Below are 10,853 nucleotides of genomic sequence, written 5' to 3' on the forward strand. Positions count from 1 at the left end.
CCTCGGCCACGGCGGTTACATCGCGCGGATCGGCCTCGGCCAGCTGCAGGTTCAGCACCCCGTCGCGTTCCCCGCGCAGCAGCGCCAGCACCCGGTGGGCCGGCAGCGAGTCCATGGGGGCGGCGTAGTCCAGGTAGTCCGCGTACTTGCCCTGCCCCTCGCTTGAGGCGGTGGGGCTGACGCTCGCGCCGATCTTGCCGGTGCTCCACAGCCGTTCGCGCAGCTGTCCGGTCAGCGCCACGTCCTGGGAGACCCGTTCGGTGACGATCGAGCGGGCCCCGGAAAGCACGTCGGTGGGGGTGGCGAAGCCGGCCTCGGCGTTCAGGTAGCGTTCGGCCAGGGCGTCGGGGTCCAGTTGGGGGTCGGCCAGCAGCTGCTCGGCGACCGGCTCCAACCCGGCTTCGCGGGCGATCTGCGCCTTGGTGCGCCGCTTGGACTTGAACGGCAGGTAGATGTCCTCCAGCTCGGCCTTCGTGGTGGCCGCGGCGATGGCGGCGGCCAGCTCGTCGGTGAGCTTGCCCATTTCCTCGATCGCCTGGTGCACCGCGACCCTGCGGTCCTCCAATTCGCGCAGGTAGCGCAACCGCTCCTCGAGCAGGCGCAGCTGGGCGTCGTCCAGCGTACCGGTCACTTCCTTGCGGTAGCGGGCGATGAAGGGCACCGTGGATCCGGAGTCCAGCAGTTCGATGGCCGCCTTGACCTGCCAGGTCTTTACCTGCGTGGCGGCGGAAAGCTCCTCGGCCAGGCGCTGGATAATTCGTTGTTCTGCACTGCTCACCGATCCATTGTGCACCACCGGGTTCACGGCTTGGATGATCGACTCGGCTCTCATTCAGCTGATCCCCAACGTTGCCTATTAAAGTGGTTTTCCATGGGGAAAGAGCACACACGCAAAGTACTGGGTACGGCCGCACTCGCACTGCTGGCCACCGTGGTCACCGGGTGCTCCATGGTCGAGCAGCAGGCCTCTGAGGCCGTGGGGCAACTCACCGATGCCGCGTCCAAGGAGTTCGTGCGCCAGGCCTGCGCGCCGGTACAGGATGGCCAGCTGGAAAACAGTGAGATCAGGGTCCTGACCTCAATGATTGGCGCGATCGACGGAGGCGGCCTGCCGGCCTCAATCATCGATCCGCTCAAGGAGCTGGCCGATCGGGGCGACAGGACGGCGCCCGAAAAAATTGCCAACAGCCTGAAGCAGGCCTGCACCGATGCCGGGGCCTACAGCGGCTAACCGCAAAGACGGCCCACGGGCGCTGGGACCGTCAAAACGGCGGGCCCGGCACCTGCGCGGGACACGGCCGGTGCACCGGCAGTGCCCTGGCTTTTTCCTGCCCTGGCACCGGTGCGGGGCAGGCATGGGGTGTGATCTTTGCCTCGGCACGGCGGCGGGACGAGGATGGAAGCTGCCGGGTGCCGCGCCGCAGACGCTATCCGGTTCCCGGATGCATCCTGGCCTAAACTCGTAGACATGGTCCAGATCCCCACTACTTCCAAAGCGCGGCTGGATGCCTGGCTGTGGGCCGTGCGCATCTACAAGACCCGTTCGGCGGCCACCACCGCGTGCCGGGCCGGGCACGTGAAGCTGAACGGCAGCCCGGTGAAGGCCTCCCAGCAGGTGGTGCCCGGGGACCGGCTGCGGGTGCGCAAGGACGGGTTCGACCGCGAGCTGGAGGTCACCGCCCTGATCACCAAGCGGGTCGGTGCCCCAGTGGCCGCCAAGTGCTACATCGACCACACTGCCCCGCGCGAGAAGCTCGTCATCCCGATGGTTCCGGTCCGCGACCGCGGCACCGGCCGGCCCACCAAGAAGGATCGGCGCGAGATGGAGAAGCTGCGCAGCTCCTGGCAGCAGCCCGGCCAGTAGCCGCGCCGCGGCGCGGCCAGAAGTCCACGCCCGGCCACGGCCAGCGCAGTTGGGTCAGGACAATTCCAGCGGCGGCACGTCCGCCTCGAAGCCGAACACCTGGGCGTAGAACGCCAGGGAGGCTTCCAATGCGGCGATGATGTTCGCCTCCTGGCGGAACCCGTGCTGTTCCCCGGCAAAGAGCAGGTAGGCGTGCGGGATGCCGCGCCGGGCCAGCTCATCGACGACCACCTGTGACTGGGCCGGGGGCACCACCTTGTCCTCATCGCCCTGCAGCACCAGCACCGGGCAGCTGATGTTCTGCAGGTGGTTGATCGGTGCCCGCTGGGCGTAGAGCTCGGCCTCCTGCGGGTAGGGCCCGACCAGGGAGAACATGTACTGGGATTCGAAGTCATGGGTGTCGGCGACCAGTGCCACCAGGTCGGAGACGCCGTAGCGGCTGATCCCGGCGGTGAACCGGTCCGAGTTGGTCAGCGCCGAGAGCACGGTCCAGCCGCCGGCCGAGCCGCCCTCGATCCCGATCCGGTGCGGGTCGGCGATGCCGCGCTCGATCAGCGCGTCGATCACCGCCACGGTGTCCGCCACGTCCACCACGCCCCACTGCCCACGCAGGCGGTTGCGGTAGGCGCGCCCGTAGCCGCTGGAGCCGCCGTAGTTCACATCCACCACCCCGATTCCCCGGGAGGTGTAGTAGGCGATGGTGGCCGAAAGGGTGGCGGCGGCCTGCGAGGTCGGTCCACCGTGCACCATGGTGATGAACGGCGGCTTGTGCCCCTCCGGCCCCCGGTAGCCCTGGTTGCGCGGACGGTAGAGCAGCGCGTGCACCGCTTCCCCGTCGGCGTTGCGGGCCTCCAGCTCCTCCACCTGCGGCAGCTGGTCGGCCGGAGGCAGCTGATCGATGGCCCGGGCCAGCGGGCGCAGGCAGGTCGCACCCCGGGTGGCTGCCTCGTCCCCGGTGGGTGCCTCGTCCCGGGTGCCGCCCGGTGCGTCCCGGCCGTCCACCGCCGCCAGGTCGATCAGGCTGATCTGCTCGCCCTGGGTCATCGAGGAGGTCGCGGCCAGCAGTTGGCGGCCGCGCAGCTGCAGCGGACGGATCCGGGTCACCGGCAGCCGCAGCGGCTGCAGCTGCCCGTCATCGATGCGCAGCCGGGACAGCCCGGTCAGCCCGGTGCCGTGGCTGACCAGCAGGGTGTTCTCCGATTCCACGATGTACCAGGTGGTGCCAACCTGCCACAGCGGGCCGGCGAATTCCTCCTCGCGCTGCAGCAGCGGGCGGCTGGTGCCGGCGGCCACGTCGTACAGGTACGGGTTCCACCAGCCCGAGGCGTCGCTGATGAACGCCAGGCGCTGCCCGTCAACCCATTCGGGCTGCAGCACCGAGGTCTGCCCGGAGCCGGCGATCACCCGCTCATCGGCCAGCCCGGCGGTGCGCAGCGAGGTGCCGGTGAGGGCGGCCAGGTGCAGCTCGGTGCCGTCCCAGGGCATGTTCGGGTGCTCCCAGCTGATCCAGGCCAGCTGCCGCGCATCGGGGCTCAGCCGCGGGAAGGCGACGAAGCGGGCCGGCGGGGTCAGCACGTTCAGCGCCGCACGGTCGGTGGCGGCGCTGGCATCCAGCGGGACCGCCACGATGTGGCGCACCGGTTCGCCACTGAGGTTCTCCATGATCGCCAGTACCGCGTCCCCCGCGGCGGCGGGCACCAGTTCGGCAAAGCGCAGGGTCGGGTTTCCCTGCTCAAGGCTCGGCGGGGTCAGCGCCACCGGGGCCGCGCCGGGTGCGGAAATGAGGTAGAGCCGCTGGTCGGTGAAGTTCGCGAAGACGATGCCCCACCGGCCCGGCTCCGCCCCGGGCAGCAGGGCCCAGGAGGCGCCGCCGTATTCGTGCACCCGGGAGCGCACGTTGTACTCGCGCGGGATCAGCTCCTGACGGCGCTCACCGCTGGCCGCATCGTGGCGCCACAGCGTGATCCGCCCGCCCTGCTCGGGCCGGGCCTGCTGGATGATGACCTCATCTCCGGCGAAGGCCGCGCCGCCCAGCGGCTTGGTGCCGGCCGCCACCTGTGCGGCGCTGATCGACGACGGCCAGGAACCATGGGGAAGCTGCTTGCTCATGGTTCGATCCTAGGCCATCGCCGTCCCCCGGCTTCTGCCCGCCCAAGCCCCGCACCGCCCGCTCGACACGCTGGCGATGGTGCGCTTGGATGAAGCCATGACACGCACACGCCAGGAGCAAGGGCGGCCGGATCCGGGCCCGGGAGAACCCGGCGAGCAGGTCCTGCTGCTGCGCGGGATCAACGTTGGCGGGATCAAGCTGCCCATGGCCGAGCTGGCCCGCATCCTGCAGGAGGCCGGGTTCGCCGCGGTGCGCACGGTGCTGGCCACCGGCAACGCGATCCTCACCAGCGAACTGGATCCGCCGGCCACCGGCAGGCGGGCGGAGCAGGCGATCGATACGCAGTTCGGCCACCGGATCCGCTGTCTGGCCTACCCCGGCCCCGGGTTCGCCGCCTTGGCCACCGGCTTTCCGGTTCAGCCGCCACATGGGAACTACCATCGCTACCTGAGCTTCACCCCCTCCCCCGCGGCGGCCGGCGCGCTGGCCGCGGCGCTGGAGGAACAGCTGGCCTGCCGCGGGCTGCGGGCCGCCGAACCGTTCGCCGTGCACGGCCCGGCCCTTGGCTGGGTGGCCGAACGCGGCACCAGCACCAGTGACCCGCTGGCCCAGGCACTGCAGCGCCTGGCCCCCACCCACCTGCACACCACCCGGAACCTGAACACGGTCCAGCGCATCGCCCGGATTCTGCGGGCGCCGGAACACGACGCATAATGGGTAGCGTTCGGGGCGCGCGAAGCCGCGCCCACCGTGTCGAAGGGGAGCCCACCAACCCATGATGCCCACCATGGTCCTGGCCGTTGAGCTGATCGGCACGTTCTTCTTCGCGATCGCCGGGTCACTGGTGGCGGTGCGCCGCGGCTTTGACATCATCGGCTCGGTGTTCCTGGCCGGGGTCGGAGGCCTGGGCGGGGGCATCGTGCGCGATCTGATCCTCAGCGACACCCCGGCCACGTTCAGCAACCCGGTCTACTTCATCCCGGTCGTGCTCAGTGCCGTGCTGGTGTACCTGTTCACCCCGGCGGTCAAGAAGCTGCACCGCCTGGTGCTGGTGTTCGACGCCGGCGGGCTGGGACTGTTCTGCATCACCGGCACGCTAAAGGCCCTGGACTACGGGATGAACCCGGTCTCCTCGGTGCTGTTGGGGGTGAGCACCGCGGTGGGCGGCGGGCTGATGCGCGATGTCATCGCCAACGTCACCCCGGAACTGTTCAACCCGCGCGACCTCTACGCGGTTCCGGCGATCGCCGGGGCGGGGCTGACCTCGCTGAGCTGGACGCTGGGTTGGTTCTCCACCACGCTGGGGATCATCACCGCGGTGCTGGTGATCGCCACCCGGCTGGCGGCGATCAAGTACGGCTGGCGGGTGCCGCTGGCGGCCGGGCACTGGCACCGCCAGCCGGCCGCGCCCCCTGGGGACGGGCCGCAGCGCAACTACTAGGCCGCCTGCCGCCGCTTGCGCCAGCCCGGGTCAGTCGATGCGCTCGAGCTTGCCCAGGTCCTCGGCCCCGGGGATGGTGTCCTCGATGGCCCGCGGCGGGTTGATCATGATCGCCCCGGCCAGCATCACCACGATGCACCCGCCGAGCATCGCAAAGGCCGCGCCCCAGGAATCGGTGGCCTTCTGCACCACGCCGAAGAGCATCGGCACCACGGCCGCCCCGGCATACCCCAGCCCCTGGGCGAAGCCGGACAGCACGCCCGAACCGTAGGTGGTACGCGAGCGCAGGTTCATCATCAGCAGTGCGATCGCAAACGTGCCCTGGCCCAGGCCGGCCAGCGCCACCCACACGGCGGTGTTGTTCGTCGGGGACAGGTAGATGCCCAGGTGCCCGCCGATCCAGCAGGCGGTGAACACGCCCACCGCCACGATCGGGTGCTTCAGCCGCGGCACCCACAGCGGCACCAGCAGGCTGACCGGCAGGCCCAGGATCGCGAACAGCGCCAGCATCGAACCGGAGGTGCCCTCGCTCAGGCCCATCGCGGTCAGGTAGGGCGGCAGCCAGGTGAAGTAGACGTAGGTCTGGGCGGAGTTGCCGGCCAGGTAGATCGCCAACCCCCAGGCCACTTTGGACTTCCAGGGGTTCAGCTTCAGCCCCGGTGCGCTGCCGCCGGCCAGCGGCGCGGGCATGTCCGGGCGCGCCACCTTCCGGTCGGCGATCAGCTGCAGCAGCCAGGGCAGCAGCACCACGGCGGAGAGCAGCGCCCACGAGCCGATGGACAGCTGCCAGGTGGAGGCGTTGGCCAGCGGGACCGAGAACTGCGGGGCCACCCAGGTGCCCACGGCCAGCAGGGTCACATACCCGCTGGTGACCACGCCGATGTGGTCCGGGAAGTACTTCTTCACCAGCGGCGGCAGCACCACGTTGCCCATGCCGTAGCCGGCCAGCGCGACGATCGACAGCCCCAGGAAGAGGTACACGTCCGAAACCCAGGGGCGGATCACCTGTCCGACGATGGCCAGCAGCACCGAGACCACCAGGGTGCGCTCCAGGCCCCAGGCCCGGATCAGCCGCGGGGTGAGCAGCCCAAAGACCGCGAAGGCGATGGGGGCCAGCATGGCCAGCAGCCCGGTGGTGAATTCGGTGAACGCGATGTTCTCGGAGATCCGCTGCAGCAGCGGCGGCACGGAGACCACCGCGGCACGCAGTGACAGGGCCATGAGCAGGATGCCCAGCAACGCCCCGATGCGGCCCTTGAGGGGCGTGGTGCCCTGTCGTTGATTCATGTGCTCCCTCAGCAGACCGTCATTGGTTGAAATCACCCAACTTTTTCAGTTTCGGCACCAACTCTAGTAACTGAGCCAGCCGTGCATCAAAATCCGAGTCGTGCCACCATGCCGGGCGTCCGGCGTGGGCGTAGATCCCCTCGCCGATGAGCATGATCGCCTGGGCCACGGTCGGGTCCCCGACCTCGCCCAGGATCAGTTCGTACCAGTCCTGGCTGATGCGCTGCAGGCTCTGGGCCGCGGCGTCCACCCCCGCCTGCGCCAGGCGTTCCACGGCCAGCAGGTAGCGGTCGAATTCGGTGCCCAGTTCCGCCGAGGTGCGCACGAAGTACACCGAGATGCCCTCCGGGGCCCGACTCATTAGTTCACAATCCTGCGCCGCCAGCTCCTCACAGGCGCCGATGACCGCCTGGGCCAGCGCCTCCTTGGAGGCGAAGTGGTAGAGCAGCCCGCCCTTGGAGACCTCGGCCCGGGCGGCGGTGGCGTCCATGGTCGCGGCCCGCTCCCCCTCGTCGCACAGCAGCGCGACGTAGGCGTCGAGGATCTTGGCTTTGGCCAGTGGTGGACGGGCCATGGATTTACCTCCCAATGGCGGTGATGAAGCAGACAACACCTCCGATTGTAACAATACCGTCCAGACGGTACAGTAATGGGGGTGGGCTACTCCCTACCCACTTTCCCTTCGTTCACAGATGGATTGACCATGACTTCACCAACTACCGGAACCCTGCCGCGCGTCTTGACCCCGCGCCGCCGCTGGGCGGCACTGGTGGTGCTGCTGTTCCCGGTACTGCTGGTCTCGGTGGATAACACCGTGCTGTCCTTCGCGGTACCGGCGATCTCCGCTGCACTGCAACCCACGGGCAACCAGCTGCTGTGGATCATCGACATCTATCCGCTGATCCTGGCCGGCCTGCTGGTCCCCATGGGCTCGCTGGGTGATCGCATCGGGCGGCGCAAGGTGCTGCTCACCGGCGCGGTCGGCTTCGCCCTGGTCTCCGGGCTGGCCGCCTTCGCCACCGACGCCGGGCACCTGATTGCCGCGCGCACCCTGCTGGGCGTCTTCGGCGCCATGCTCATGCCCGCCACGCTCTCCCTGCTGCGCAACATCTTCAGCGACCCGATGGAACGGCGCACCGCGATCGCCATCTGGGCCGCCGCGTTCTCCGGCGGCGCCGTGCTCGGGCCGGTGATCGGCGGGATCCTGCTGGAGCACTTCTGGTGGGGTTCGGTGTTCTTCCTGGCCGTGCCGATGCTGCTGCCGCTGCTGGTTGGCGGGCTGATCCTGCTGCCCGAATCCCGGGACCCGAACCCGGGCAAGGTCGACCCGATCTCCATCGTGCTGATCATCATGGCGCTGCTGCCCTTCGTCTACGGGATCAAGTCGATCAGCTCCGGGCCCTGGTACGTCCCGGTCGCCGCGATCACCATCGGGGTGGTCAGCGCCGTCGCGTTCGTGCGGCGTCAGCTGACGCGCAGCATCCCGATGCTGGACGTGCGCCTGTTCGGCAACCGGGTGTTCTCCGGGGCGCTGGCGGTGAACCTGATCGGCGTGTTCTCGCTGGTCGGCTTCATCTACTTCGTCTCCCAGCACCTGCAGCTGATCTCCGGGCTCACTCCCTTTGAGGCCGGGGTGTGGATGACCCCAGGCCTGGTGCTGACCATGGTGTTCGGGCTGCTGGCGGTGCGCTTCTCGGCCCGCTACGGGACCTCGAACGTCATGATCGCCGGACTGGTGCTCAGCGCACTGGCCTACGCCGTGGTGGTCCTCGCCGGGGCCTCGGGCAGTGACACCTGGCTGATGGTGGCCTTCTGCCTGCTCGGACTCGGGGTGGGGATGAGTGAAACCCTGTCCAACGACCTGGTGCTCTCCGAAGTGCCGGCCGCCAAGGCCGGGGCGGCCTCGGCGATCTCCGAAACCGCCTACGAGGTCGGCTCGGTGCTGGGCACCGCGGTACTGGGTACGATCCTGAACGGGATCTACGCCTCCAGCCTCATGGTCCCCTCCTCGCTCAGCAAGCAGCAGGCCGAGGCCGCCACCCAGACGCTCTCCGGGGCGCACACCGTGGCCGAGCAGCTGGACCCGGCCGCCTCGCAAACCCTGCTGCAGGCCGCGGCCGCCGCGTTCGACCACGGGGTGCTGGTCACCGCGTCCCTGGCGGCATTGCTGGCACTGGTGGCCGCGATCGTGGTTGGAAGGGTCGTCAAGCCCCTCGCAAGGTAACCATTGGTCGATTCTTTACCAAAATCTAGATTAATTCGGGCGAAGTTATTCAGTTAGGCCCGTAGACCACGTAGGCTAGGACATGTAGTTTCAAAGTAATTCGCGAAGTACCCTTTAGAAGCTTGCGGACGTCAACACGTTGAATGTCAGGCAACCTTTCTAGACGTGAAGTGAATGACCTGGCTGCTTCGCACAATCGGCCGGCGGAACTCCCAGCGGGAGAGCCTTCGACGGTTTGCGTGGAAACAACCATTTCCGCCACGAGGTGTGGCGGGATTACGTCTGAAAGGACCAAGGAATAAATGGCAACTGGAATCGTGAAATGGTTCAACGCTGAAAAGGGCTTCGGCTTCATCGCTCCGGACAGCGGCGATCCGGACGTCTTCGCACACTTCTCCGCCATCCAGACCCAGGGCTTCCGCACCCTGGACGAGGGCCAGAAGGTTGAGTTCGAGGTTGTCGAGGGCCCGAAGGGCCTGCAGGCAGCTGACATTCGCGCTCTCTAAAGGCGAAACGGCTACACGCCAAGCTTGAACGGTGCCGAACCGGGACTTTCCCGGTTCGGCACCGTTTTTTGTGAGCCTTTCCTCGCCCTCGGACTGTCTCACGACGGAATACCGTGGGTCCCATCGTGGTTGGCACCACTGTGAAGCTTTCCATTCTTGATCTTGCCCCGGTGGCACCGGACTCCACGGTTGCCGACTCCTTCAAATCCTCGGTACGCCTGGCCCAGATGGCCGAACGCGCGAACTACGAACGCATCTGGTACGCCGAACACCACAACATGGCGACCATCGCATCCTCGGCCACGGCGGTCCTCATCAGCCACATCGCCCACCACACCAACCGGATCCGGCTGGGGTCCGGCGGCATCATGCTTCCCAACCACTCCCCGCTGGTGATCGCCGAGCAGTTCGGGACGCTGGCCGAAATCTTCGGGGACCGCATCGACCTGGGTTTGGGCCGGGCCCCAGGCACCGACCCGGTCACTCTCCGTGCGCTGCGCCGTGAGCCAAACGCGGCCGACACCTTCCCGCACGACGTGCTGGAGCTGCAGGCCTACCTGGCCGATGAATCGCGCATCCCCACCGTCCGGGCGATTCCCGGGGCCGGCACCCGGGTGCCGCTGTACATCCTGGGCTCCTCGCTGTTCGGCGCGAAGCTGGCCGCGCAGCTGGGCCTGCCCTATTCCTTCGCTTCCCACTTCGCCCCGGATGCCCTGCACCAGGCGGTGCAGCTGTACCGGGACGAGTTCACCCCTTCCGAGCAGCTGGACAAGCCCTACGTCATTGCCGGGGTCGGGGTCCTGGCCGCCGACAGCACCCAGCGCGCCCACGAGTTAATGGAACAGGCCAAGCGCCAGCGGGTGGCCTCCTTCCTGGGCCGCAATCGGGAGGAACCGTTCACCGAGGCGGAAATCGACATGCTCATGGGCACTGCCCCCGCCGCCCAGGTCCTGGACATGATGCGCTACACCGCGGTCGGCGCGCCCTCCGACGTCGCCGAATACCTGGAGCATTTCGCCAAGGCCAGCCAGGCCGACGAGCTGATCACCGTGCACTACCCGCTGCAGGAATCCGAACGCCTGGATTCGGTGTGGCTCACCGCGCAGGCCGTCGGCCTGGCCGCCAACGCCTAGCAACACCACGACCCCACCCCCATGTCGGCGCCGGCACCTCCGCTCGGGCGTCGGCATGGCCGGCGGGTGGAATCAAAAAATGCCCCGCAACGGGGCATTTTGCGTTGTCTGGAGGTCCGCCGCGGCGGAATACCGCGCAAGGTGGCTCAGGCGCTTAGCCGCACCCAGCGCCGTACTGCCATGAACAGTGCCACGATCAAGGTCACGGTCAGCAGACCCTCCACGCCGATGTAGGCGTAGTGCCACAGCGAGCCGCCCTCGAAGTTTCCGGCCAGCACCGCGTCGGTG

General features: G+C 68.3%; 11 protein-coding genes. 7 read left to right on the forward strand and 4 right to left on the reverse strand.

Features of this window, described 5'->3' with window-relative positions; genetic code table 11:
* Nucleotides 1-832: Tex-like N-terminal domain-containing protein (locus tag RCJ92_RS13005; RefSeq protein WP_446754775.1), on the reverse strand; the 832-nt coding region annotated here is incomplete at its 3' end.
* A 39-nt stretch (nucleotides 833-871) separates the two neighbouring features.
* Between RCJ92_RS13005 and RCJ92_RS13010 the strand changes: the two genes are divergently transcribed.
* Entirely contained in the window at nucleotides 872-1,231 is a 360-nt protein-coding gene (locus RCJ92_RS13010) for a hypothetical protein (RefSeq protein WP_054821897.1), read from the forward strand.
* Nucleotides 1,232-1,468: 237 nt separating this feature from the next.
* Nucleotides 1,469-1,864, forward strand: a complete 396-nt coding sequence (locus RCJ92_RS13015) for an RNA-binding S4 domain-containing protein (RefSeq protein WP_346922217.1) — start codon at nucleotides 1,469-1,471, stop codon at nucleotides 1,862-1,864.
* A gap of 54 nt (nucleotides 1,865-1,918) precedes the next feature.
* Here RCJ92_RS13015 and RCJ92_RS13020 read toward each other — a convergent pair whose 3' ends face one another.
* Nucleotides 1,919-3,973: a prolyl oligopeptidase family serine peptidase gene (locus RCJ92_RS13020; protein ID WP_446754776.1), complete on the reverse strand. Its 2,055-nt coding sequence runs from the start codon at nucleotides 3,971-3,973 to the stop codon at nucleotides 1,919-1,921.
* A gap of 97 nt (nucleotides 3,974-4,070) precedes the next feature.
* Here RCJ92_RS13020 and RCJ92_RS13025 point away from each other — a divergent pair, with 97 nt between their 5' ends.
* The gene (locus tag RCJ92_RS13025; RefSeq protein WP_446754777.1) at nucleotides 4,071-4,688 is read left to right on the forward strand and encodes a DUF1697 domain-containing protein; all 618 of its coding nucleotides are present in this window, start codon (nucleotides 4,071-4,073) and stop codon (nucleotides 4,686-4,688) included.
* Between the two features lie 61 nt (nucleotides 4,689-4,749).
* The gene (locus RCJ92_RS13030) at nucleotides 4,750-5,415 is read left to right on the forward strand and encodes a trimeric intracellular cation channel family protein (RefSeq protein ID WP_246049621.1); all 666 of its coding nucleotides are present in this window, start codon (nucleotides 4,750-4,752) and stop codon (nucleotides 5,413-5,415) included.
* Nucleotides 5,416-5,445: 30 nt separating this feature from the next.
* Here the strand turns inward: RCJ92_RS13030 and RCJ92_RS13035 are convergent, their stop codons facing one another.
* Both RCJ92_RS13035 and RCJ92_RS13040 read right to left on the reverse strand, forming a co-directional pair.
* A complete protein-coding gene (locus RCJ92_RS13035; protein ID WP_138176100.1) occupies nucleotides 5,446-6,702 on the reverse strand; it encodes an MFS transporter in 1,257 nt (418 codons plus the stop codon).
* Between the two features lie 19 nt (nucleotides 6,703-6,721).
* A complete protein-coding gene (locus tag RCJ92_RS13040; protein ID WP_138176098.1) occupies nucleotides 6,722-7,276 on the reverse strand; it encodes a TetR/AcrR family transcriptional regulator in 555 nt (184 codons plus the stop codon).
* Nucleotides 7,277-7,405: 129 nt separating this feature from the next.
* Between RCJ92_RS13040 and RCJ92_RS13045 the strand changes: the two genes are divergently transcribed.
* The 3 genes from RCJ92_RS13045 to RCJ92_RS13055 all read left to right on the forward strand — a co-directional run bounded on the left by RCJ92_RS13045 (nucleotide 7,406) and on the right by RCJ92_RS13055 (nucleotide 10,565).
* Nucleotides 7,406-8,926 (forward strand): MFS transporter, encoded by a 1,521-nt coding sequence (locus RCJ92_RS13045; protein WP_446754778.1) that lies wholly within the window; start codon nucleotides 7,406-7,408, stop codon nucleotides 8,924-8,926.
* A gap of 302 nt (nucleotides 8,927-9,228) precedes the next feature.
* The gene (locus RCJ92_RS13050; protein WP_013349999.1) at nucleotides 9,229-9,432 is read left to right on the forward strand and encodes a cold-shock protein; all 204 of its coding nucleotides are present in this window, start codon (nucleotides 9,229-9,231) and stop codon (nucleotides 9,430-9,432) included.
* A 125-nt stretch (nucleotides 9,433-9,557) separates the two neighbouring features.
* Complete coding sequence (locus RCJ92_RS13055) at nucleotides 9,558-10,565, forward strand: LLM class flavin-dependent oxidoreductase (protein WP_396277158.1); 1,008 nt, start codon at nucleotides 9,558-9,560, stop codon at nucleotides 10,563-10,565.
* Nucleotides 10,566-10,853: the final 288 nt, after the last annotated feature.

It is taken from the genome of Glutamicibacter sp. BSL13 (assembly GCF_052928425.1).